Here is a 24,039-nt window from a genome sequence, read left to right as displayed (position 1 = left end):
TTAATTAGATTAAGTTACTTTGATTTGATGTCAAGCCAGAGCTTGGGAGGTTAGGATGCTGGCGACATTCAACAGCAGCTAGCGCACGCTCCGGTTTTCGGAAGGGATGCGTTTCGAATTTAGTTATGAAGCGCGCCTTACGCACGCGCGGCGCATCCACCCGCAATTTTCCTGAAGAAGAGCCCGAGCGATCGCGGATGGCCGCGAACGCAGGCGGTGGTTTTTGCCCGGCGGCAGCGGCAGCCGGTAACTCTGTGGAGGAGACGATGCGTTTACTCATTCTCGGCACCGGCGGCATGGCCAATCACCACGCTGCTCATTTTAAGGCGATCGAAGGCGTCAGCGTCGTCGCCGGCGTCGATGTCATCCCGGAGCGGCTGGCGGCGTTCTGCACCGAACACGGCATCGCCAATCATTTCTCCACGCTCGAGGAGGCGCTCGCCTGGGGCGAGTTTGACGCGGTGGCGAATGTCACGCCTGACCGCATTCACCACCCGACGACGCTCCAGGCGATTGCCGCCGGCAAACATGTCTTCTGTGAAAAGCCGCTCGCCACGGATGCGGCCAAGGCCATGGAAATGACCGAGGCGATCGAGCGGGCGGGCAAGGTCGGCATGGTCAACCTCACCTATCGCAATTCACCGGCGTTGCAGAAGGGCCGACAGATGGTTCTCGCGGGCGAGATCGGCGCGGTGCGCCATGTCGAGGCGTCGCATCTGCAAAGCTGGCTGGTCGGCCGCCACTGGGGCGATTGGAAGAGCGAAAGCAAATGGCTCTGGCGGCTGAGTAAAAAGCACGGCTCGAACGGCGCGCTCGGCGACATAGGCATCCACATCGTCGATTTCGCCTCTTATGGTTCCTGCCTCGACGTTGCTCATGTCTTCGCGCGGCTGAAGACTTTCGAAAAGGCGCCCGGACATAAGATCGGCGAATATGATCTCGACGCCAATGACAGCTTCACGATGAATGTCGACTTCGCCAATGGCGCGATCGGTACGATCCAGGCGACGCGCACGGCCGCGGGCCAGATGGACCAGCTGCGCCTCAGGGTCTATGGCGAAACAGGTTCGGTCGAGATGATCTACGATACAGGCAAATCGACGTTGCGCGCCTGCCTTGGCGAGGACGTCCATACCGCGACTTGGCGCGACGTGCCCTTCGATCCTGTGGAGACGAACTATCAGCGTTTCGTCCAGGCTGTGCGGGCGGGCAAGACCCAGGAACCCTCCTTCCGGCGTGCCGCCAACATCCAAAAGGTGCTGGACAAGGCGCTCGCCTCCGATCTCAGCCACGCCGACGAAGCGATCGGCTGAGCCCGCCAGAGTTCAGGCCGAAGCCGGCGGCAGCAGCAGCGTGTTGAGGAAGGGCAGGAGAGCAGCCCCCAGCGCGACGCCGCCGCCGCTAAAGCTTGCCGGCCGCATCGGCGAAATCCAGGGCGTCAGCAGCGGCCTGGTCGAAGTGTCGCGCCGCTCGACGGAAAGCTGATGGATCAGTGCTTCGATCACTCCTTGCGGCAGGTCGCCGCCGATCATCACCACGCTCGGGGCGATGAAGCCTGCCATGGCGATGATGGGATCGAGCAGGTGCCCCGCGGCATCGCGTATCCATTGCGACAGCGAGGGCGAGGAGAACTCCTCCCCCTTGAGCAGGCGCGCGAAGTCCTTGTCGCCGATGCGCGAGCGCAGGGAATCGAAACCGACGACGGTGTTGAGCTGGACATTGTCGGGCCCGGTCAGCATTTCGCCGATGCTGCCCGCCCGCCCGTGGACGCCGGAATAGGGAATACCGCGGATGAGGAAACCCGCCTGCACGTCATCGTCGATGATGATCATCGCGAGCCCACCCTCAGGCATGGTGCTGCCGATCGTGCGCTCGGCGAGCAGGCTCGCCGTGCATTCGTTTTCGACGTAGGTGCGTGAGATCGTCGACATCGCAGCAAGCTGTTCGCTGCGCGCGTCACTCCAATCATTGGCGGCGATCCCGAGCCCGACGATCGGCAATGTCGCATGCCGATCGGCCATGTCCATGACCGACGCATGCACTGCGCCGACCCCGTCTTCCGGTTCCACGTCGAAATAAACCCGATCATGCACCTGGCCGCTGAGATCGATCAGCACAATTTCGCCGCGGGTCCGGCGAAGTTTGACGCCGATCGAAAACGCGCCCTCCGGGCGCAGCGCGAATTCCGTGGCGGTCGCCCTACCGCCGAGCCCGTTGCGCCGGTTCGACGTCACGAGCTTCTCGTCGGCGAGCCGCCGCAGGATATTGGTGATGCCGGGCCCAGTCAGGCCGCTGTGCCGGCCAAGCTCCGTGCGGGTCAAGGGCCCATGCCGGCGGATCGCTTCCAGGATGACGCGGATATTCCGGTCGGCGATCTCACCCGACCTCAAGCCCACCGATTTGGCGCGGGGAACGCCCATCTCTTGAGTGTGAAGCCGACGCGGCCCGGACCGAAGATACCGCATGACTGTCTTTCCTAGAGCAACATTTCGGTTGTGTATCACGCTAGCAGGTGTTCGTAACGATTTTCCGGTAGATGGGTGTAACGAAGGGCCGCGGCTCTACACAGTTAAGGTGTGTTCGGATGAGTTGCGTGGAGAGTTGAATTCAACCGTGACCGATGAACATTCCCCCGCCACCGACCGCGACCCAAACGCTACGCAGCCAATTCTCATACTGCGTGGGAGCGTCAGATGGATAACCCTTTGCGTTATGGCGCTCCTTTTCGCATACCTTTCACTTATCGCCCTTGGGCAGATCAAAATGAGCAGACCTACAAGTGGCTTCGGAGAGGGCTTGTTCGCGATCGTCTTCCTCGCCCTCATCGTCTATGTTCTGGTAAAGGCTCGGAAGGTGGACTTTACGAAGCCCATAATGGAGATCGGGCCTGACGGCATCTCTAGTCAAAAGCTGTCGAAGCTCATCCCTTGGTCAATGATCGAACGTGTCGATATCGCCGACGCCTGGCACGCGGAATTCATCTATCTGACTGTCCGCAAGGACGCTTATCCGGAGATACTTGAACATTTGCGCAAGCGGCCGCCTCTTGAAAGGACCGTCGCGATACCGCACAGATAGGTTTCAGGGTTCAGTTCAAGGGAAGTAAAGGACATCGTGAATCGCTACTTTGAACGCTCGCGACAAAGCTGAGGCGGAATGAAATTTCGGCTTCCGACAGTGTGGATGGGACGCGTCAAGCGACCACCGATCAATAGCTGCAAGGCCGATCGTTGCCGAAGCCGCCGCGGCAGGCAGGTCTGAGGCCGAAGTCGACGCTGCTATATCCGACCGAACCGGTCTGCACCGGATCGCTCGAACTCGTCGTGCAGGATGATAGCGACACGGCAATCGCGATGACGGCTGTCACGGCTGCCAAGGATTTGCGAATTTGAAGCATCCTACACTCTCCCTCGATGCCCGCATTTCAACGCGAAGCTGGGAAATAGCGCCGAAGGTGCGATCCGGTAACCGTTGATGCCGATCAAGATTTCGTTATTCTTTGAAGCCGGTTCTTGGCCTCGGCCAGAACCTTTGGAACGTCCAAAAGGACTTTTTCCCCGACGCCAATCATCTTGGCGTCGGCGGGACCCCGCTGGGGAAGGGGCCGGGATCGCGCGCGTCGCCTATTTTCAACAGGATAAGCCATGCCGCCCGCCCTTGCCGAACGCCTCCATGGCCGAAGGTTCGGCAAGATCTTTGTGGCAATGCAGGCTGCTCAGGCTGATCAGGGTGTCGCTGTGGGCTGGCACCGGCTGGTGAGCCGATTAAAGGCAGGCGTCTCGATCGAAGATCGCGCAGAGGAGATAGCGCGCCGCGGATTGCTGACCAGCCTGAATGTTCACCCGCAGATGCTTTTTCCGTGCTATGATTGGCCTGCAAAGGCTCTATCTCGACCTCGGCAATATGGCAGAGGCCGAACGCCACTTTGCCCCGGCGTAGGGAGTTGGCGCCCAGCACGGGCGCGACCCCCGGAGCGCTGGGTGTGCCGCCTTTTTTGCTGATCCCGGGCGAGGAGGTTGTTCATGTCCACGAGTAGTGTCGACCGCCCGCTGCAGCCGGGCGACCGGGCACCGAATGTCGTATTCGACGCGATCTCGCGCGAAGGCAAGATCGCGCTCGATGACTTTCGAGGCCGCAGCCCGTTACTGATCGGTTTGTTTCGAGGCCTGCACTGTCCGTTCTGCCGGCGTCATGTCTCGGCGATGGCGCAACTCAATCCGGCCCTGAAGGAGAAAGGCATCGAATGTCTCGCCGTGGTCAAGACGCCGGTCGAGCGGGCGCGGCTCTACTTCCGTTACCATCCGCTACCCGACCTTCTTAGCGCATCCGACCCAGAGGGGGCTTCGCATCGGGCCTTCGGTTTACCCATCCTCGAGTTCACGGAGAATGAAACCGAATGGCCGCACAAGCTCGGGATGGACGCGGTCATGGCAATGCGGATCGATCTGCCGGGGGAGTTGCCAGTGCCGATGAACCCGGCTGCGGCGGGCGACTTTCTTGAGAAAAAGGACTGGTATGAAATTACCGCGGCCGACCGGCAGATTATGATCGCCGGTCACATGCCGCTTATCGGCGAGTTCCTGCTCGATCGGGAAGGCACTGTGCGCTGGAGTTTCACAGAAGCCGAAGAGGAAGGCCAAAATATATGCCGCGCGCCGAGTCCGGAAGAATTGTTGTCAGCGGCTTCCCAAGTCGCACATTAATAAGCGGCTGAAAAATTCCTTCGACGACCACCGGCCTGCGTAATTCTATGGGTTTGAACCATCATCGAGATATTTAGGCGCGGCGGCTAAGGTCTGCCATATGCTTCGTAGCCATTTCCATTCAGTTGTTCCGTGGAGTGACCCGGCGCTGGAGTGAGCAAGCCTCAGCGCATATGCGAGGCCACGTCCGCTCCTTGCCGTTCGACGAAGCGACAGCGGAGCCGCACGACGCCTTTCAGGAGGAGCAGAAGCATCTCGATGCGGCCGCGTATACTAGATGGCTGTCTGCAGCCCGAGCTCGACCACTCGCCCCGACGGCAGTCCGAAATAGTCTGTGGCATTGCTGGCATTCTGTGCGAGCGAAATAAACAGCCGGTCCTGCCAGAATGGCAGGCCGCCTTTCTTCGACGGGAGGATAGTTCGGCGGGAGAGGAAGAACGAGGTCGACATGATATCGAACTTCAGGCCAAGCTTGCGGGCGAGGACGAGCGCACGAGGGATGTTGGGGGTCTCCATGTAGCCGAACGTGATCACCAGCCGGCTGAAGTGGGGATTGAAGCTTTCAAGGAAGATTTTTTCATCGTCCGGAACGAACGGCGTCGTAGAGGTGACAACGCTGAGAATGACGTTCTGCTCATGCAGAACCTTGTAGTGCTTCAGGCTATGGAGCAGTGCGGTTGGCGCTCCTTCGATGTCGCTTGTCAGGAACATCGCAGTTCCAGGCACCGTGAGCGGCTTCTTCCGGGCCAGGTTATCGATGATCGCCGCGAGTGGAATTTCGTCGGCCTTGGTGCGGGAAGCAAGCAGCCGACGCCCCGCTGTCCATGTCTGCATGACGAGCGCCATCGTCGACGCCACCGCAACAGGAACCCAGCCGCCCTCGGCGAACTTGGCAATGTTGGCGGCTAGAAATCCGGCGTCGATCAGTGAAATCGGCACCATGACGGCAAGAGCCGTCGCCAGCTTCCAGCTCCAGATACGGCGGATCACGACAAACAGGAGGATCGAAGTGATCAACATTTCGCCTGTCACGGCGATACCGTAGGCGGCGGATAGGGCGCTTGAATTCTGGAAGAAGAGCACGAGTGCAGCCACGAACATGAATAGCAGGTTGTTTACCTGCGGCATGAAGATCTGCCCGGATTGCGTTTCGGAGGTGTGGAGGATGCGCAGGCGCGGAAGCAGGTTAAGGTGCATCGCCTGACGGACTAGCGAATAAGCGCCGGAGATCACTGCCTGGCTGGCGATGACCGTTGCCGCTGTCGCGAGGCAGACCATCGGAATTCTCGCCCATTCCGGGTGCATGTTGAAAAAGGGATGCTCAGCCGTATGCGGGTTCGCGAGCACGAACGCGCCCTGCCCGAAATAGTTCAGGAGCAGGCTGGGGAAGACGAGCGAAAACCACGCCGTGACGATCGGACGGCGTCCGAAATGTCCGAGGTCGACATATAGGGCCTCGGCGCCGGTCACGGCAAGAAAGACGGCTCCGAGGACCGCGATGGCCGATCCAATGTTGTTTGCTATATATCGGAGTGCGTGTACCGGATTGACTGCGCCCAACACCGACGGGTCGTCAAAGATGTGGATCGCCCCACTGACGCCAAGGACAACAAACCACAGAGCCGTTACGGGACCGAATACCGACGCTACCCCGCTCGTGCCGAACCGTTGTACGAAAAACAGAACGGCAATGATCGTAAGAGTGATAGGCACGACCCAGTTGGACAACGCCGGTGCAACCACCTCGATACCCTCAACCGCGGACAGAACGGAGATCGCCGGCGTGATGATTGCGTCGCCGAGAAAAAGCGAGGCTCCGATCACGCCGAGGACGAGAACCCACTTCGGCCGTCCGGCAAGACCTTCGCGAGCGAGAGTCATGAGAGACAGGGTGCCGCCTTCGCCCCGGTTGTCCGCCTTCAGCACGAACGTCACGTATTTCAACGTGACGACGATGGTAAGCGCCCATACGATCAATGACAGGATTCCAAGCACGTCGGCTCGATCCGCTCCCGAACCGCCGGTGGCATGGAGGGCTTCCCTGAACGCGTAGAGCGGGCTTGTCCCGATGTCGCCATAGACGACGCCCAAGGCGGCGAGAACGAGAGACGGCAGTCCTTGCCGAGCCTGGTGTTCCAGCTCCGGATCGGCTGATCGCAGCTTGTTGTCGGTCAAATGGCGTTTCCAGTTGGCGAGCGATGACCGCGGGAAATTGCCACTGGCTCGGCCTAATGGCAATCCGAAAACGAACACAAATGCCGCCTTCGTTGCCGCTCAGGATGTCGATGTTTCTTCCCGGGCGACACGATGACTGTCGAAAATTTCACTGGCATAGGAGAAATCTAATTCGCCACCTGCGGGGGGCGCCAAGAAGCTGGAACTCAAATCATTATCCCTGTCTCGTTCCCCTTCGAGCTTGTCTCAAGCGAACGCTCTCTCAGTGGTGGAGGAAAAGCACTGTCGGAGAGGCGTTCAGCACCTCGCGTGTCGTTGATCCGAAAATTTCCCGAATGCCGTGATGCCCGTACGCGCCCATCACGATCACTTCCACATTTAGGCTCTTGGCGGGGCCCAGGATCGTCTCCGCGGGCGTTCCTGCTTCTCGATCTCCCAGACCGATCGCGCGCGCGTGGGGAGTACCATGTCGTGCGAGGAGCTCGCACGCACGTCCGGCCGTTTCCATCGCCGCACCCGATTCATCCGCGACCGTCATGACGTGCACTGCTCTGCCCGGGAAAGCCTGAGCAGTGCGAACATGTGCAATGCCCGAGAGGCGGCAGCACTGCCAACAGCGCCTTGGATATAGAACCCGTGTGTCGCGGCTATAATTGCGCAATCAACAATAAACTAGAAACTATTGCTGCAATTGTGAGGCGTCGGATTTGACGGCATTATCAACCCGTCAGACGAACTCAGCGTCGCCTGAAGCTCTCAAAGCGAAGTTCGTAGGAACCCCGAATGACCGATGCCCTTTCCTCCGTGACCCGCAGGAGCGTGCTGCTTTCTGCAGGTGCCGCCGCAGCGGTCATGACAATATCACCCACTCTCAGCGTCGCGGCCAATGGGGCTGCCGCCATCAATCTCATCGAAGGAACCAAGACAATGGCATATGTAACCACCAAGGACGGCGTTGAAATCTTCTACAAGGACTGGGGTCCGAAGGACGCTCAACCCATCGTCTTCCATCATGGCTGGCCGTTGTCTTCTGATGACTGGGACGGACAGATGCTGTTCTTCCTCTCCAGGGGTTACCGTGTCGTCGCCCATGACCGCCGTGGTCATGGCCGCTCCGCCCAGGTCTCGGAAGGTCACGATATGGACCATTATGCAGCGGACGCTTTCGCTGTGGTCGAAGCACTTGACCTGAAGAACGCCGTTCATATCGGCCACTCCACTGGTGGCGGCGAAGTCGCCCGGTACGTCGCCAAGCACGGTCAGCCTTCTGGACGCGTCGCCAAGGCGGTTCTTGTCTCCGCCGTCCCTCCGCTAATGCTGAAGACCGAAAGCAACCCTGAAGGCCTGCCGATGGAAGTTTTCGATGGCTTCCGCTCCGCACTCGCCGCCAACCGCGCTCAGTTCTTTCGGGACGTTCCCGCCGGACCCTTCTACGGCTTCAACCGCGATGGTGCGACCGTACAGGAAGGGGTGATCCAGAACTGGTGGCGGCAGGGAATGATGGGCGGCGCCAAAGCCCACTACGACGGTATCAAGGCCTTCTCCGAAACCGACCAGACGGAAGACCTGAAAGCGATCACTGTCCCTACACTCGTCCTGCACGGCGAAGACGACCAGATCGTTCCGATCGCCGACTCGGCGCTGAAGTCCTCCAAGCTCCTGAAGAACGGCTCTCTCAAAACCTATCCGGGGTTCTCGCACGGCATGCTGACCGTCAACGCCGATGTCCTGAATGCCGATCTCTTGGCCTTCGTGAACGCCTGATCGGTCCGGCGGCGGGTGCGGCCTCCCATGCATCCGTCGCCTCCATGAACCACGAGTGCATACTCGGCACGCCATCATCTAATGCAAGGAACTTATCATGACGAACAGCAACCCGTCCAAGAAAGTAGAGAACCATGGCGTCGCCTGGGAGCGCGCCTTCGGATACGTTCAGGCCTTGCAGGTCAAGGACACGATCTATGTCTCGGGCCAGTTGAGCCACGATGACAATGGCAATCTTGTCGCTCCGGCGGAACTCGACGCGGATAAGCGGCCTGCGGACTTCTCGCAGATGGAGAGCCAGATCCGCCAGACCTATGTCAACGCAAAGACTCTGCTCGCCAAATATGGTGCGACCCTCGATGATGTCGTTGAAGAGACACTGTACGTGCTTGATGTTCCTAGCGCGTTTGCGGCCGCATCCAAGGTGCGCAAGGAAATGTACGGCACCGATGTGCCTCAGTGCGCCAGCAACCTGATCGGGGTTTCGGCACTGGCTTTCTCCGAGCAGATCGTCGAAATCACATTCCGCGCGGTTGTCGACCGACCCGCTGATTGATCGCGCGGCAGTTACGCCATGAACCCGCCGGAGGCGATGGGTCTCCGCCGGTGATCTCGTTTCAAACGGTTTCTACGATGCCCAAAAGACTCGCCGCCAAGACACCCTCTTTTGCCATGCAACTGACCCCCCAGCTCGTCGCCAAAACCCTCAAATTTGTCGAAGACGAGGGGCCGGAACCAAATTGGACTCCGATTTCGTCTGCGCAGCTCGATGACCTCGTCAGCAGGGTTGAGGAGGAGGCCGGTGACGAGGAGATCTGGGTGTTCGCGTACGGATCCCTGATGTGGAACCCGGGTTTCGAGGTGGCAGCCAGCGAAGAAGCCGTCGCTTACGGCTGGCACCGTTCGTTCTCGTTGAGGATTGAACGGTTCAGAGCCACCTCTGATGCGCCGGGCCTCATGCTGGCGCTTCGGCGAGGAGGAAGCTGCTCCGGTCTTGTCCTCAAGCTCCCGTGCACAACCAAGAGGGAGAACCTGCGTACTCTTCTTGCGCGAGAGATCCGATACGCCGAAGTATGCGACATGGCGCGATGGGTCGCGGTCAAGACACCGACGGGTATACGCCCGGCGCTCACGTTCTGGGCAAGCAGCAAGCAATCTCCGCTCACGGAGAAGATCCCCCTCGAAGAAGCGGCAGGGCTGATCGCCCAGGCTTGTGGACCTGCCGGATCCTGCGCGGAATACCTGCACCGAACCGTTTTGGATCTGGCAGGCCGCAATATCTATGATCGAAACCTGTGGCAGCTACAGCAAATGGTCGCCGCTAGACTTCGAGCACTCCCAGAGGATGATCGGATCTAAAAGCGGTGTGCCGCCAGATCACGCTGACCGGCCTTTGCGTGCGTCAGTCCAGCATGACCATCTTTGCCGCGACCTGCTCCTCGAAGAATTTCGAGAATGACGCAATCCTCGGCGGCAGTGCCTGGTAAGGCGGGTAGAACAGCGTCAGCCACAGGTCCGGCGGCGCCCATCCCTTAAAGACGTGGACCAGCCTACCACTTCGGATGTGATCGGCAATATTGAACCCGGGCAGCAACGCAACTCCTGCACCGTCGGCGGCCATGTCCGCCAGTACCTCGCCACTGTTGGCGCTGAAGGCTCGACCTGCCGAGATCGTGATGCTCGAGCCGCCGTCGGACAAAACCCAGGTCTCGCGCCGGCTCTCGCCACTATAGGCGAGGCAGTCGTCCGGCTTTAGTTCATTGGGATGTTGCATATCGGCGAAACGGCTCCCTGGTGCCGCGACCAGGATGCGCGGCACCACCCTGATCTTTCTCCAGATCGTGTACTTGTCCGAAGGCTGTGATGAGATGCGGATCGCCAGATCATAGTCGTCATCGACGATATTCACCAAACCGTCGGATAAGGAGATCTCGAAGCTCATCTTCGGATAGCGTTCCTTGAAACCTGACAGGATCGGCGGCAGCACCGTCTTGCCGAACCAGGTGGGCGCGCTGATCCGGAGCCGCCCTTCGTCGGCCTTGTGTGCATTCATCACATCCCGCCGCGCTTCTTCCAGCGTCTTAACCGCTGGCTGGATCTGGGCAGCGAAGATTGCGCCGTCAGTCGTCAGCGAGACCTGCCTCGTCGTGCGCACAAAAAGCTGCACGCCAAGTTCTGCTTCAAGCGCGGCAATTGCACGCGTGACGGCTGCGGGGGTCATGTCCAATTCGCGGGCAACCTGGGCGAAATTGCGTTTCTCGGCGGCGAGGAGGAAGGTCCGAAGGGCTTTGTAATCGTTCATGTCATTGTTTCAGTATTTGCAATTCAGTCGAGAGAAATATTGCAATACCCGATGGCGATCAACGGGCGTAGCTTTAACATCAACAAGGAATTTTAACCTACTCAAAGGCATCGCCATGATCAGGGACATCAAGGGACTGCACCACGTGACTTCGATGGCGTCGGACGCGCGGCAGAATAATCGCTTCTTCACGGAGACGCTCGGCCTGCGCCGCGTCAAGCAGACGGTCAACTTCGACGACCCGAGCGTCTACCACCTGTACTACGGTGATGAGATCGGGTCGGCCGGCACGGTCATGACCTACTTCCCGTTCCCGAACATGATGCTCGGCCGCCCCGGCGTCGGCGAGGTCGGCGAGACGCAGTTCTCCGTGCCGAAGGGCTCGCTGAAGTTCTGGCAGGATCGATTTACCGCTCAAGGTGTGGACGGCCTGGAAGTGGACACCGTCTTCGGTGCGAACCGACTTCGCTTCATGGGGCCGGACGGCGACGGGCTTGCGCTGATCGAATCCCCCGACGACACGCGGGCTCCGTGGGTTGCAGATGGAATCCCAGACGCTGCGGCCATCCGCGGCTTCGCCGGCGCCCGCTTCAACCTTCATGACACGGCTGCGACTGAGGAGCTGCTCGGCTTCATGGGCTATCAGCGCGCCGAGAAGGAGGGCGACGTGGCCCGCTTCGTCATCCCCAACGGCAACGGGGCAGATACCATCGATCTCGCAGCGTTGCCGAAGACGCCTTTTGCGCGTCCGGGCGCAGGTTCGGTTCACCACATCGCCTTCGCCGTCGATAACCGTGAGAAGCAGCTTGATGTGCGCAAGGCCCTTATGGACACGGGATATCAGGTCACGCCCGTCATCGACCGCGATTACTTCTGGGCCATCTACTTCCGTACACCTGGCGGAGTTCTGTTCGAGGTTGCCACGAACGAGCCTGGCTTCAACCGGGACGAGGACACGGCGCATCTCGGCGAGGCTCTCAAACTCCCGAGCAGATATGAGGACTACCGCGATGAGATCCAGGCCAATCTTGTGCCGCTGACGGCATGAGCAGCAATCTCCAGACAAAGCCGCGATAAGAGCGCCGCGTTCCGAAAGGGCCGCGGCGCTTTTCATTTCAGCCGCGCCAGCAGTCAAACTATTGTTGCAGATATCGCAATTCAATAGAAATTCTTATTGCAATTCCGTACGCGTTAGCCGCGCGATACGTTTGTTTTCAGCAGCCAAGACAACGAGTGAGCGGCTCCGAGACGGATCCAGCAAACACTTCAAGGATTGCAGAACGAGCGTCGCGCGGGCGTCCGATCAACCGCTGCTGCCCATGTCTAACACCGCAACAGGCGGTCCAAACAAACCGAAGAGGAATTGACCATGTCCAAGCTCGAAGTCCTGACCCCGGCAAATAGCCAGCTCATCTTCATCGACCAGCAGCCGCAGATGGCGTTCGGGGTCCAGTCGATCGACCGTCAGACGCTGAAGAACAATGTCGTCGGGCTCGCCAAGGCCGCCAAGATCTTCAACATCCCGACCACGATCACCACAGTCGAGACACAATCCTTCTCGGGCAACACCTTCCCAGAACTCCTCGCCGTGTTCCCCGAGAACGATATCCTCGAGCGCACCTCGATGAATTCGTGGGACGACCAGAACGTTCGTGACGCTCTGGCGAAGAACGCCGCGAACGGCCGCAAGAAGATCGTCGTCTCCGGTCTCTGGACCGAAGTCTGCAACACCACATTCGCTCTCTCGGCTCTCCATGACGTGCCGGAATACGAGATTTACATGGTCGCCGATGCCTCCGGCGGCACATCCTCGGACGCACACAAGTACGCAATGGATCGCATGGTGCAGGCAGGCGTGATTCCGGTCACCTGGCAGCAGGTCCTGCTCGAGTGGCAGCGCGACTGGGCTCGTAAGGAAACCTACGATGCCGTTACAACTCTCGCAAAGGAACATTCGGGCGCTTACGGCATGGGCATCGACTATGCCTACACGATGGTTCACGGCGCAGAGGAACGCGTCAAGCACGGCAAGCGCATCGGACCGAACCCCGCGAAGTAACGGGCTGATCAGACCGCTCCGATAACCCCATCGGAGCGGTCCTTTTCGCAATCGGAGAACATCACATGAAGCTCTATCTCCTATCGCTTGGCGCAGGGCTGCTCGTCGGTATCGTCTACAGCCTGCTCAACGTCCGATCACCCGCACCGCCTGTCATTGCCCTGGTCGGCCTTCTCGGAATCCTTGTCGGCGAACAGATCATTCCGTTCGCGAAGACGCTTTGGAGAAGCGAGCCGGCGGCCATCTCATGGCTTCACCAGATCAAGCCGCACATGTTCGGTCACCTGCCGAAGGGTAGCGATGGTATCAACATTGCTCGTCAGGCAGATGCGAGTGTAGAGGAGAGGGGTTGATGACGACGCGTCGATCCTTTCTCGGAGGTGCATCGAGCCTGGCGTTTTCGAACCTCTTCTCACCAGCGAAAGCTGCCGATCCCAACCAGACCGGAGTAGACATCATGCATCCCGACCTGATCCTCCACAATGGCCGCGTGACGACCCTTGACCGGACCAATCCGAATGCGACTGCGATCGCAATAAAGGACGGGTTGTTTCTGGGGGTCGGATCCAACAGCGAGATCATGGCGCTGGCTGGTCCCAGCACCAAGATCATCGACCTCAAGGGCAAGCGCGTCCTTCCCGGCTTGATCGACAACCATACCCACGTCGTTCGCGGTGGCCTCAACTACAACATGGAACTGCGCTGGGACGGCGTACGCTCGCTCGCCGACGCGATGGACATGCTGAAGCGCCAGGTGGCGATCACGCCTGCGCCGCAGTGGGTTCGCGTCGTCGGCGGGTTCACGGAACATCAGTTCGCCGAAAAGCGGCTGCCCACTCTCGACGAGATCAACGCTGTCGCGCCTGACACACCCGTATTCCTTCTGCACCTCTATGATCGTGCGCTGCTCAACGGTGCGGCTCTCCGCGCTGTCGGCTACACCCGTGACACCCCGAACCCGCCCGGAGGCGAGATCACCCGCGACGCCAACGGCAATCCTACCGGTATGCTGCTGGCGAAGCCGAATGCAGGCATTCTCTATTCGACGCTTGCCAAGGGGCCCAAGCTTCCGCTGGACTACCAGGTCAATTCGACCCGCCACTTCATGCGCGAGTTGAACCGCCTTGGCGTGACAGGTGTGATCGACGCGGGTGGTGGTTTCCAGAACTATCCTGACGACTATGAGGTCATCCAGAAGCTGTCCGACGAGAACCAGATGACGGTTCGGCTGGCCTACAATCTCTTCACCCAGAAGCCGAAGGAAGAGAAGCAGGACTTCCTGAAATGGACCCAGTCGGTCAAATACAAGCAGGGTAACGACTACTTCCGGCACAATGGTGCGGGCGAGATGCTTGTGTTCTCGGCCGCCGACTTCGAGGATTTCCGCCAGCCCCGTCCGGAGATGGCTCCGGAAATGGAAGGTGAGCTGGAAGAGGTTGTCCGCGTCCTGGCGGAAAACCGTTGGCCGTGGCGTCTGCACGCCACCTATGACGAGACGATCTCCCGTGCCCTCGACGTGTTCGAGAAGGTCGACAAGGACATTCCACTCGAAGGATTGAACTGGTTCTTCGACCATGCCGAGACTATCTCGGATCGCTCGATCGACCGTATCGCCGCCCTCGGCGGTGGCATCGCCACACAACACCGCATGGCATATCAGGGCGAATACTTCGTTGAGCGCTACGGGCACGGCGTGGCGGAAGCGACACCGCCGATCAGGAAGATGCTCGACAAAGGCGTGAACGTCTCGGCCGGCACCGATGCCACCCGCGTCGCCTCCTATAATCCGTGGGTCTCGATGTCTTGGATGGTAACTGGCAAGACCGTCGGCGGCATGCAGCTCTATCCGCGCGCCAATTGCCTCGACCGCGAGACGGCGCTCAGGATGTGGACCGAGAAAGTGACCTGGTTCTCCAACGAGGAAGGCAAGAAAGGCCGCATCGAGAAGGGTCAGTTCGCTGATCTCGTGGTGCCGGACAAGGATTTCTTCTCCTGCGCCGAGAACGAGATCTCCTTCCTTGTTTCGGAACTGACAATGGTCGGCGGCAAGATCGTCTACGGCGCGGGTGACTTCAAGGCGCTCGACGAAAACGACATCCCGCCTGCCATGCCAGACTGGTCTCCGGTGCGCAAGTTCGGCGGTTACGCGGCCTGGGGCGAACCGGAAGGGGCAGGCGCTCGTTCGCTGCGCCGCACCGCGATCTCTACATGCGGATGCGCGAGCAATTGCGGCGTGCACGGCCACGACCATTCCGGAGCCTGGACATCCAAGCTCCCGATTGCCGACCTCAAGGGCTTCTTTGGCGCTCTCGGCTGCTCCTGCTGGGCGGTCTGACGAACATCCAGCTCGGGTGGCCCACCGGCACCCGGGCGTCACTCCATAATTGCCGATTTTGCAATTAAATAGAAACTATTGCTGCAATTGTTGGCAATGCGGTAACCAGTCAATATCGCTCCATCGAACGCAGCCGCTCGCGGTGAACATGCAGGAGCAGATATGACTTACCAATCTCAACTATCCAACCCAATCCGGAGCGGCGTGGCACGCGTGGTCAGATCACCTGTCTTGCGGATGGTGTCGCTGATGGCTCTTTGCGCGGCCTACATCCAAGACCCACTCACCAAGATCTTCGACTTCAACGGTGCCCTGAGCGAGATGGATCACTTCGGTCTGCACCCAGCCTTTTTCTTCGCAGTCGCCGTCATCGTATTCGAGCTGACGGCCTCCGCCATGGTCATCTCGGGCTTCCTGCGCTGGGCAGGCGCGCTGGCGCTGGCTGGCTTCACGCTTCTAGCGACCCTCATCGCCCTCCGCTTCTGGGAGATGGCGCCTGGGATGGACCGCATGATGGCCACCAATGCCTTCTTTGAGCACCTAGGCCTGGCGGGCGCATTCGTGTTCGTTGCAGCATTTGACCTCACAAAGGGAGCAGGCAAATGAGCGCCGCAAAATCACCCGCGGGAGCCTTCGCGCCGCTTGCACAGCCCGTGTTCGCTGTCCTCTGGATCGCCACCGTTATCGGCAACACCGGAAGCTTCATGCGCGATGTCGCAAGCTCCTGGTTGATGACGGATCTGTCCGCATCGCCGGCCGCGGTCGCCATGGTCCAGGCTGCCGGAACCCTGCCGATCTTCCTGCTTGCCATCCCCGCAGGCGTTCTCACCGACATCCTCGATCGCCGCAAGTTCCTGATTGCCGTCCAGGTGCTACTCGCCTCTGTCAGCATCGCGCTGATGGTTCTCTCGCAGACAGGCATGCTTTCGGTCAGCGCGCTGATCGGCCTGACCTTTTTCGGCGGCATTGGCGCGGCGCTGATGGGACCGACATGGCAAGCAATTGTGCCGGAACTGGTGAAGCGCGAGGACGTGAAGAGCGCGGTAGCGCTCAACTCGCTCGGCATCAACATCGCCCGCTCCATCGGGCCTGCCGCGGGCGGCCTGCTTCTCGCTGCCTTCGGAGCTGGGATCACCTATGGCGCGGACGTGGCCAGCTATATCGTCGTGATCGCAGCTCTTGTCTGGTGGCCGCGGACAAAGACCTCCAACGATGCGCTTCAGGAGAACTTCTTCGGTGCGTTCCGGGCCGGCCTTCGCTACACCCGCTCGAGCGAGCCACTGCACGTCGTGCTTCTGCGGGCCGCGATCTTCTTTGCCTTCGCCAGCGCGGTCTGGGCTCTTCTTCCGCTCGTTGCCCGACAACTGCTCGGTGGTGATGCCAGCTTCTATGGCATCCTGCTTGGTGCGGTAGGTGCTGGTGCGATCGGCGGGGCCTTGGTGATGCCTAAGCTGCGTGAACGCTTGAGCTCCGACGGCCTGCTTCTCGGCGCCGCGCTTGTCACAGCAGCCGTCATGGGAGTCCTGTCGCTTGCGCCGCCGAAGATCGTCGCCATCGTGGTCCTTTTTTTCCTCGGGGGAGCGTGGATCACCGCCCTGACGACACTCAACGGAGCAGCACAGGCCGTTCTCCCGAACTGGGTGCGTGGTCGCGGTCTTGCGGTCTACCTAACCGTCTTCAACGGTGCGATGACTGCCGGAAGCCTCGGCTGGGGTGCAGTCGGCGAAGCTGTCGGCATCCAGTCCACCTTGCTCATTGGAGCGGCCGGCCTGCTCATCGCCGGGTTCATCATGCACCGCGTGAAGCTTCCCGCAGGCGATGCCGACCTTGTGCCGTCCAACCACTGGCCCGAGCCGCTCGTTGCCGAGCCAGTTGCCCATGATCGTGGCCCAGTTCTCATCCTGATCGAATACAAGGTCGAGAAGCAGCACCGCACAGCCTTCCTGCACGCTCTCGACCATCTTTCCAGGGAACGTCGCCGCGACGGTGCCTACGGATGGGGTGTCACTGAGGACTCGGCGGACCCTGAGAAGATCGTCGAGTGGTTCATGGTGGAATCCTGGGCTGAACATCTTCGCCAGCACAAGCGGGTCTCGAACGCCGACGCCGATCTGCAGGGGAAGGTTCTGGCTTACCATGCCGGTCCTGAGAAGCCCGTCGTCCGGCACTTCCTGACAATCAACCGACCGACGGCGGCTTGACACGGAAAAAAGGGGTGGCGGCTACGGCTGCCGCCTCCGGATCCTCTGGCGAGCTAGGTAACTCCTGCGAACATTTGCCGATGCGAACGCCGCCAATCCTACCGCAGCAGGCCTTCGCTCCCGAACTCGTCCCAACCGCTCAGCCCGGTCGCGGGGTCGTCATCGTTCTCATCAGCTTGTTTGGCTTTTTCTTGTTTTTTCAGTGATCGCGACAGCTTCGCCTGATAGGCGGCGCGTCTCCTGTTTTCGGCTTTCACCACCGCGTCTTGCTCGCGCCATTCGTCCACGGCCCCGCGGTCGAGCAGATCCTCTACAACCCGTGGATCAAATACATGGAAGGTGATCCGTCGCGCTCGGCCTTGCAGCCGGACGGTCCTCGTTCCAGCACTCGGAAGACGTCCATCCTCCAGCCAACGCTTCCTTTCAGAGGCCGTGATCGTCAGGATGTCCTCGATCTCGCGAGGGATGATCCGAAGGTCTGAAATGTTCTGGAGGGCTTCAGTCACAATCAACGAGGTCGCGCGAAACGCTGTCTTCGAAGTCTCCGGCATGACGAGGGTAAGCTCGCCCGACTCCATGTCCAGCGACTTTCTGACCGCGGGGGACAGGCGGGACCGGATCTCCTGCAGGATTCCCTTCACCCTGACAGCCGATCCGAGCGTCGCCTCCGCGGGGAGTGACCACTCCCTGATCAGCTCGGGATCATTGCTTTTCGTATTTGTTTTCGTCTTGGGCATACTGGAGCAGATGGGATCAGAAGGGGCGAGCGTCAACGGGCATGCCTGTCCTTTGGCGTGGCGGAGTAATCAGTGCCGGGTCGAGCAGCGGCAGAAGAGCCCTGTCATCGCTGCTGTGGTTCGATGGTGATCGAGCGCCGGATTGGAGCCGGCCATCGCTTGACCAAGCCGAAAACCAAGGGACCATCATGGTATCACGGTATCGATTCCGATTTTCTTTCTCCACTGACGTGTTCCACCAGAAAGTCGATGAATGCACGAATGCGAGCGGCCAAATGCTCGTGTCCGGCAAAAACCGCATGGATCAATTCGATGTCTTCGGGATTGTAGTCCTCGAGCACGGGGATCAGTAGACCTGCGTCGATATCCGGTTGGACATGGAATTGGCCGACCCGTCCGAGTCCGCTGCCGGCAAGACAGAGCCGACGCATGATCAGGCCGCTGTTGACCGACGTATTGCCCGAAACGGGTACACGATAGATCTCGGATGAACGCGGATCGCGAAACGGCCACTCATTGAGGCTGCGCCGGAAGTTGAAGCAGAAGCAGTTGCGATCGGCAAGATCCTGTGGCGTTTTCGGTACGCCATGCATTTTGAGGTAGGCGGGAGAGGCGACGATCACACGTCGGCTCTCCAACAGTTTCCTTGCCTTGAGTGCCGAGTCACTCATCGGGCCTGAGCGGATGGCGATATCAGTGCGTTCCTCGATCAGCCCGATGACGCCGTCCGTTAGCGAGACATCGAGCTTGACTTCGGGATAGAGCTCCAGAAACGCTGGAATGAGTGGAAGCAGGTATCGCTCACCGAAGCCCACCGAGGCGTTGACCCGCAGTAGCCCGCGCGGAACCATCCTGCCGCCGCCGGCGACAATCTGCTCGGTTTCGGCAATCTCCGCCAAAATGCGCTGCGCTCTTGCAAGATAGACCTCCCCTTCCGGGGTCAGCTTCATCGTGCGGGTGGAACGCACCATAAGGCGGGTGCCGAGTCGGTCCTCGATCCGGGTAACGAGCTTGCTGACCGCTGACGGCGAGAGTTTCAACCGCCGCCCGGCCGCCGAAAAGCTCTGCAATTCCGCTGTCGCCACAAATACTTCCATTTCCCCGGCGCGATTATCCATGTCAAAACACCTATGAACTGAGTTCAAAGGTATTTTTTCAATAATCTGGATTATCGCGCAAGTCCTCTTCCGCCATATTGCAAGGCAGCAATCGATCAACCGACAGCATCGCTGTCTCAGCCCCCTCACATCGACGGTGAGGCGGAGAGGAACTTGTCATGCCTTTAGCAATCTTTGCCCTGACGATCGCGGCTTACGCGATCGGGACAACCGAATTCGTGATCGTCGGGCTGCTGCCGACGGTCGCGACGGACCTCAACATCACCCTGCCGCTCGCCGGCCTGATCGTCAGCGTCTACGCGCTCGGCGTCACCTTCGGTGCGCCGATCCTGACCGCGCTCACCGGCAAGATCGAAAGAAAGCCGCTGCTGCTTGCCCTGATGGCTCTGTTCATCGTCGGCAACACAGTCGCTGCTCTGTCGCATAACTATGAACTGCTGCTCGTCGCCCGTGTGCTCGCAGCCTTTGCCCACGGCGTCTTCTTCTCGGTCGGATCGACTATCGCCGCCGATCTCGTGCCGGAAAACCGTCGCGCCTCGGCCATTGCCATGATGTTCATGGGGCTGACGGTCGCCATCGTCACCGGCGTTCCGCTCGGCACCTATATCGGGCAGGTCTTCGGCTGGCGTGCAACCTTCTGGGTCGTTGCCGCCCTTGGCGTCGTCGCATTCCTCGCCATCACCGCCCTTCTGCCGAACACGCTGAAGAAGGCGCCGCCGGCAAGCCTGCTCGACCAGGTCGGCGTTCTCGGCTCCGGTCGTCTGCTGATCGTCTTCGCCATGACGGCGCTCGGCTACGGCGGCACATTCGTCGCCTTCACCTTTCTTGCGCCGATCCTGCAGGAAATCACCGGGTTTTCCGAGCGGAGCGTCAGCCTGATCCTCGTGCTCTACGGCATCGCCATCGCCATCGGCAACATCGCCGGCGGAAAGATCGCCAATCACAACCCTGTTAAAGCGCTGGTCGGCTTATTCATTCTGCAGGCCATAGTGCTGGTCGTCCTGACCTTCACCGCGGTCTCGCCGGTACTGGCAATCATCACCCTTGCCGCACTTGGCTTCCTTCAGTTCGGCAATGTTCCCGGCCTGCAGCTTTATGTGGTGCAGCTTGCCAAGGAGCACCGCCCCGGCGCGGTTGACGTCGCCTCCGCGCTCAACATCGCTGCCTTCAACCTCGGTATCGCCATCGGCGCATGGTTGGGCGGCCTGGTCGTTGAATCGCCGCTGGGCCTTGGTGCAACCCCCTGGGTCGGTGCGATCCTGGTCGTCATCGCCCTCTTCCTGACGATGTGGAGCGGCGTACTCGACCGCCGCACAGTCCCAGTTCCGAAGATCGCCTGATGCCTGGAGCCCGGCGCACCCGCCGCCGGGCCGATCCCGCCCAATTTATCCGGAGAATTCTGATGTCCCATTCAAACATGGGCCATTCTTCCGCGCTTGACCTCATCCGCAAACCGCAGGCGGCCTGACGCTCGGCATCGAGCTGCCGATCGAGAATTCTGCCGCCGCACCAGGTCGCGCGATTGTCACCCCGGCACCGAGGCAGCTCCAAAGCCGATGGAGGATGGTACTGGTCGTTCCCTAATGCGAGTCAATCAACGCTTTGGCCCTGCGCAAGATCGGGTTGGTAAGGCCCTCTGTAAACCGTTGAACGATAGGGAAGAGAACGCTCTTGCTGTCCCCGTCATGTTGTCTCGCCTTACGGAAGTCGACAAGGCTCAGGGCCGCAATCAGTTGCCAATATATCGCTTCCTGCTGCGAAGCTTCCGACATGGCTCGCAGGAAGAGGTCATCTATCGTCGCCGGCGAGCTCGATCCTAGATCCCTCAGTACCTCACCCCTTCTCCTCAGTATCTCCGGGTTCATCCAGAGGTAACCATATTCTCGCGCAAACGCCGATGCGTTGCCGAGCTCATCGAGCGCCTCATCATATCGTCCCAAGGCCTGCAGCGCCGCGGCGAGTTCGCAAAGGAAAGTGGGATAGAACAACAGGTATGAAGCTTCGCGCATCTCCGCGAGGCCGGCCCGAAGTTCTTCAACGCCCGCGGAGGCATTGCGGATCCGGCGCGCAATTGCTCCCCTGACGCTCGTGCCGACGGCCTGAAAGGGCCGAAGGCCATGTTGGGAAGCCTGCCGCGACAGCTCTTCGCCCCAGGCTCTCGCCCGGTCCAAGTCGTCGAGGCTGAGCGCGACGAACGAGGCGGACCAAGCGAGCGCAACGCACAGGACAAAAGGCTGCCCGGTTTGCCGGGCCTCGTGAATTGCCCGTTCTGCCGTTTCCGCCGCCTGCTCGAGCAGGCCACGCGACATGAGGTTGACCGTGTTATGAGACAAGGAAGAGGTGCGGACATCCGCTTCCAGCCTCAGCAGATCGGTCTTGCGGTGCTCGACCGGATAGTTCGCCGCGGCCCAACTCAATCGATCACCTGCCTCCCGGTGCCGCGCCTGATAGGTTTGCGGGATACCAACCAACCATGAAGCGGTGGTCCGTCCGTGCAGGTCTCGCTCGTCGAGCGTGGCCTCGTATTCCTGCGCAAATGTCAACGCATCTTCCAGCCTCGCCGACCTCGCAGAAAAGAGCCACAAGCCACAGGTGACGCGCTGGCGGTAGTCAGGGTCGTTGAGGCTTCTTGCCAGGTGCAGCGCGCCGATGAGCACCTCTTTCCCGCGGGGATTCATCCCCTGCGTGTAGATCAGGGCGTAACCGAGCGCACAGCGCAAGACCATCTCGGTGCGGCTTCCTTTCTCATCGCCGAGCTGGGCGAGTGCACGCTCTGCCCAGTCGCCAGCCTCCGATACCAGCGAGATCGCCGTCCAGAAATCACTCGATATCGCAGCGAGCTTGGCGCCTAGGGGACCCTTGCCGCCCTCGGACAATGCCCATCGCAGGGCCGCTCGCAAATTGTCGATCTCGCGTCGATAGTGCGTGATGTTCTCGATGGCCGCCGAAAGCGTGCGCCGTTCCGAAAAAGGTTTGAAGAATTTAAGAAAATGCTTCGCAACCTTGCACATCGTCCGGCGAAAATCTTCACCGTCGCCGAGTTTCTCGAGCGAATAGACGCGTACCGTCTCCAGCAGACGCCAGCGCGGTGCATTTTCCGATCCGTCGAATGTAATCAGGGACTTGCTGACGAGGTTGGATATGGCCAGCGCCGTTTCCGCATCCCCTTCACCGCTCACGGCCACGGCGGCATCCAAAGTGAAGCCCCCGGAAAACACCGCCAGCCTGCACAATAGCTGGCGCTCGGACTCCGGCAGGAGCTGATAGCTCCAGTCCAGGGCTGCCCGCAGCGTCTGATGACGGGGCAAGGCGGTCCGGCGACCGCCCGTGAGAAGAACGAACCGGTCGTCGAGGCGCCCGGCGATCTGCTGTATTCCAAGCGTCGCAGCGCGGGCCGCCGCCAGTTCGATTGCGAGCGGGATGCCGTCGAGATGCCGGCAGATGTCGGCGATTGTTGAGAGCTTCTGCTGATCCGGCTCGAAATCCCATTGAAGCGCCCGTGTGCGCGCAACAAACAGCTGGATGGCGCTGTGTTCTGCGGCACTGATCGCTTCTCCACTGTCCGGCACCTCCAATGGCGGCACGCGGTAGGCGAATTCTCCTTCTATTCGCAGCGATTCTCGGCTCGTCGCAATAACCGTCGCATTCGGACATATTCGCAGGATCGTGTCGATCATGGCGGCGGCGGCGTCAATGACATGCTCGCAGTTGTCGATGACAAGCAGAACCCGGCGTGCACCGACGGCGCGCGCGACCACCTCTGCCGAGATTTGATCGCTCTGAAGCTTCAGATCGAGAGCTTGGGCGACGGTCGTCGGAACAAGCCCAGGCTCCGCCAGCGAGACGAGTTCCACGAAGATTGCGTCGCCACCGAGTTGCGGCAACAGATGACGCGCCAATTCAGACGCGAGCACTGTCTTGCCGATGCCGCCAGGACCGGTCAGTGTGACGACACGATATGCCGAGGTCAGCGTCAGAAGCCTGCGAAGGGCGTTCTCGCGCCCAATCAGTTCGGAGGTGGGTGCCGGAATGTTCGAGACAGGCCGGATTTCCAGTGACGGCGTGTCTGTTGTCGCAATCTGCCCAGCGGCGGATGGACGATCGGATTTCCACTGACCGATCAGCCGATACCCCCGGCCCGAGATTGTCTTCAGCAGGTCCCGGTCTTTCCCCAGCGCCTTCCGGATCGCCGAAATGTGGACCTGGATCGTGTTGTCCTCCACGACAAGGCCCGGCCAGACGCGTCGCATGAGATCGTCCTTGGTGACCGCCTCTCCGGAGGCAGTCGCCAGCACTTCCAGGACGTCGAAGGCGCGGCTGCCTAAAGGGACCGGAGCCCCGAGAGCACGGAGCTCCCGCTTCCCAAGATCCAGCTCCCAGCCCGAGAACTCGAATAGATTCCGTTCTATCTGTCCCAAGCTAATCCGATCTCTCTTGCCAAAGCCGCGAAAATTCACGGACCGCTGAACCTCAAGAACGCGCCTGCTTGTAAACAATGCCTGCTGCCCAAGAAGATATATTTCAGGATATTTCAGATTCGCTCAAGCGACTTAAGTCGCGTTCGCAGTCATCCCGCTCTAGAAGATTGAACAGGTCCCGCGCCGCATCGGCGCAACATTCCTGGACCGACAAGATCACAAAGAGA

General features: G+C 60.2%; 22 protein-coding genes. 13 read left to right on the top strand and 9 right to left on the bottom strand.

Features of this window, described 5'->3' with window-relative positions; translation table 11 throughout:
• Nucleotides 1-4: 4 nt before the first annotated feature.
• A complete protein-coding gene (locus FFR93_RS20905) occupies nt 5-280 on the bottom strand; it encodes a hypothetical protein (protein ID WP_138394608.1) in 276 nt (91 codons plus the stop codon).
• On the opposite strand from FFR93_RS20905, the gene FFR93_RS20900 reads away from it, so the two are divergent.
• A complete protein-coding gene (locus FFR93_RS20900) occupies nt 267-1,313 on the top strand; it encodes a Gfo/Idh/MocA family oxidoreductase (RefSeq protein WP_138394607.1) in 1,047 nt (348 codons plus the stop codon). The genes FFR93_RS20905 and FFR93_RS20900 overlap by 14 nt on opposite strands.
• A 12-nt stretch (nt 1,314-1,325) precedes the next feature.
• On the opposite strand, the gene FFR93_RS20895 is transcribed toward FFR93_RS20900, so the two are convergent.
• Nucleotides 1,326-2,465 carry an ROK family transcriptional regulator gene (locus FFR93_RS20895; protein ID WP_064708443.1) on the bottom strand — a complete coding sequence of 380 codons (1,140 nt, stop codon included), beginning with the start codon at nt 2,463-2,465 and terminating at the stop codon, nt 1,326-1,328.
• A gap of 298 nt (nt 2,466-2,763) precedes the next feature.
• On the opposite strand from FFR93_RS20895, the gene FFR93_RS41550 reads away from it, so the two are divergent.
• Nucleotides 2,764-3,078, top strand: a complete 315-nt coding sequence (locus tag FFR93_RS41550; RefSeq protein ID WP_246661351.1) for a hypothetical protein — start codon at nt 2,764-2,766, stop codon at nt 3,076-3,078.
• Nucleotides 3,079-3,208: 130 nt separating this feature from the next.
• Here FFR93_RS41550 and FFR93_RS20885 read toward each other — a convergent pair whose 3' ends face one another.
• On the bottom strand, nt 3,209-3,397 hold the full coding sequence (locus tag FFR93_RS20885; RefSeq protein WP_064708445.1) for a hypothetical protein: 189 nt from the start codon (nt 3,395-3,397) through the stop codon (nt 3,209-3,211).
• Nucleotides 3,398-4,022: 625 nt separating this feature from the next.
• Here FFR93_RS20885 and FFR93_RS20875 point away from each other — a divergent pair.
• Nucleotides 4,023-4,703 (top strand): redoxin family protein, encoded by a 681-nt coding sequence (locus tag FFR93_RS20875; protein WP_064708446.1) that lies wholly within the window; start codon nt 4,023-4,025, stop codon nt 4,701-4,703.
• 273 nt (nt 4,704-4,976) lie between these two features.
• Here FFR93_RS20875 and FFR93_RS20870 read toward each other — a convergent pair whose 3' ends face one another.
• Together FFR93_RS20870 and FFR93_RS20865 are read right to left on the bottom strand one after the other, a co-directional pair.
• The gene (locus tag FFR93_RS20870; protein ID WP_138394605.1) at nt 4,977-6,878 is read right to left on the bottom strand and encodes a potassium transporter Kup; all 1,902 of its coding nucleotides are present in this window, start codon (nt 6,876-6,878) and stop codon (nt 4,977-4,979) included.
• 262 nt (nt 6,879-7,140) lie between these two features.
• Complete coding sequence (locus tag FFR93_RS20865) at nt 7,141-7,416, bottom strand: universal stress protein (protein WP_138394604.1); 276 nt, start codon at nt 7,414-7,416, stop codon at nt 7,141-7,143.
• 389 nt (nt 7,417-7,805) lie between these two features.
• Here FFR93_RS20865 and FFR93_RS20860 point away from each other — a divergent pair, with 389 nt between their 5' ends.
• The 3 genes from FFR93_RS20860 (at nt 7,806) to FFR93_RS20850 (ending at nt 10,001) form a co-directional block, all read left to right on the top strand.
• On the top strand, nt 7,806-8,642 hold the full coding sequence (locus tag FFR93_RS20860; RefSeq protein WP_205910749.1) for an alpha/beta hydrolase: 837 nt from the start codon (nt 7,806-7,808) through the stop codon (nt 8,640-8,642).
• Between the two features lie 97 nt (nt 8,643-8,739).
• Entirely contained in the window at nt 8,740-9,198 is a 459-nt protein-coding gene (locus tag FFR93_RS20855; RefSeq protein WP_138394602.1) for a Rid family hydrolase, read from the top strand.
• A gap of 77 nt (nt 9,199-9,275) precedes the next feature.
• Complete coding sequence (locus FFR93_RS20850) at nt 9,276-10,001, top strand: gamma-glutamylcyclotransferase (protein ID WP_138394601.1); 726 nt, start codon at nt 9,276-9,278, stop codon at nt 9,999-10,001.
• A gap of 43 nt (nt 10,002-10,044) precedes the next feature.
• Here FFR93_RS20850 and FFR93_RS20845 read toward each other — a convergent pair whose 3' ends face one another.
• Entirely contained in the window at nt 10,045-10,944 is a 900-nt protein-coding gene (locus FFR93_RS20845) for a LysR family transcriptional regulator (RefSeq protein WP_064708451.1), read from the bottom strand.
• 115 nt (nt 10,945-11,059) lie between these two features.
• Between FFR93_RS20845 and FFR93_RS20840 the strand changes: the two genes are divergently transcribed.
• From FFR93_RS20840 to FFR93_RS20815, 6 genes are all read left to right on the top strand, one after another.
• Nucleotides 11,060-11,992: a VOC family protein gene (locus FFR93_RS20840; protein WP_138394600.1), complete on the top strand. Its 933-nt coding sequence runs from the start codon at nt 11,060-11,062 to the stop codon at nt 11,990-11,992.
• Nucleotides 11,993-12,313: 321 nt separating this feature from the next.
• Nucleotides 12,314-13,003, top strand: coding sequence for a hydrolase (locus FFR93_RS20835; protein ID WP_138394599.1), 690 nt, complete (start codon nt 12,314-12,316; stop codon nt 13,001-13,003).
• A 65-nt stretch (nt 13,004-13,068) separates the two neighbouring features.
• A complete protein-coding gene (locus tag FFR93_RS20830) occupies nt 13,069-13,356 on the top strand; it encodes a XapX domain-containing protein (RefSeq protein WP_064712337.1) in 288 nt (95 codons plus the stop codon).
• Nucleotides 13,356-15,338 (top strand): amidohydrolase, encoded by a 1,983-nt coding sequence (locus tag FFR93_RS20825; protein ID WP_138394598.1) that lies wholly within the window; start codon nt 13,356-13,358, stop codon nt 15,336-15,338. The genes FFR93_RS20830 and FFR93_RS20825 overlap by 1 nt, the downstream gene beginning before the upstream one ends.
• 162 nt (nt 15,339-15,500) lie before the next feature.
• Nucleotides 15,501-15,944, top strand: a complete 444-nt coding sequence (locus FFR93_RS20820; protein WP_138394597.1) for a DoxX family protein — start codon at nt 15,501-15,503, stop codon at nt 15,942-15,944.
• Nucleotides 15,941-17,539, top strand: a complete 1,599-nt coding sequence (locus FFR93_RS20815; RefSeq protein WP_138394596.1) for an MFS transporter — start codon at nt 15,941-15,943, stop codon at nt 17,537-17,539. Before FFR93_RS20820 ends, FFR93_RS20815 begins: the two co-directional genes overlap by 4 nt.
• A gap of 98 nt (nt 17,540-17,637) precedes the next feature.
• Here the strand turns inward: FFR93_RS20815 and FFR93_RS20810 are convergent, their stop codons facing one another.
• Both FFR93_RS20810 and FFR93_RS20805 read right to left on the bottom strand, forming a co-directional pair.
• Nucleotides 17,638-18,276 carry a hypothetical protein gene (locus FFR93_RS20810; RefSeq protein WP_138394762.1) on the bottom strand — a complete coding sequence of 213 codons (639 nt, stop codon included), beginning with the start codon at nt 18,274-18,276 and terminating at the stop codon, nt 17,638-17,640.
• 194 nt (nt 18,277-18,470) lie between these two features.
• Nucleotides 18,471-19,394, bottom strand: coding sequence for a LysR family transcriptional regulator (locus tag FFR93_RS20805; RefSeq protein WP_064708459.1), 924 nt, complete (start codon nt 19,392-19,394; stop codon nt 18,471-18,473).
• 158 nt (nt 19,395-19,552) lie between these two features.
• On the opposite strand from FFR93_RS20805, the gene FFR93_RS20800 reads away from it, so the two are divergent.
• Nucleotides 19,553-20,734 carry an MFS transporter gene (locus FFR93_RS20800; protein ID WP_138394595.1) on the top strand — a complete coding sequence of 394 codons (1,182 nt, stop codon included), beginning with the start codon at nt 19,553-19,555 and terminating at the stop codon, nt 20,732-20,734.
• Between the two features lie 240 nt (nt 20,735-20,974).
• Here the strand turns inward: FFR93_RS20800 and FFR93_RS20795 are convergent, their stop codons facing one another.
• A complete protein-coding gene (locus FFR93_RS20795; protein ID WP_138394594.1) occupies nt 20,975-23,812 on the bottom strand; it encodes a winged helix-turn-helix domain-containing protein in 2,838 nt (945 codons plus the stop codon).
• Nucleotides 23,813-24,039 lie beyond the last annotated feature (227 nt).

Source organism: Rhizobium sp. MHM7A (assembly GCF_005862215.1).
Classification (GTDB): domain Bacteria; phylum Pseudomonadota; class Alphaproteobacteria; order Rhizobiales; family Rhizobiaceae; genus Rhizobium; species Rhizobium bangladeshense.
This window is presented reverse-complemented; position numbering and strand designations above follow the sequence as displayed.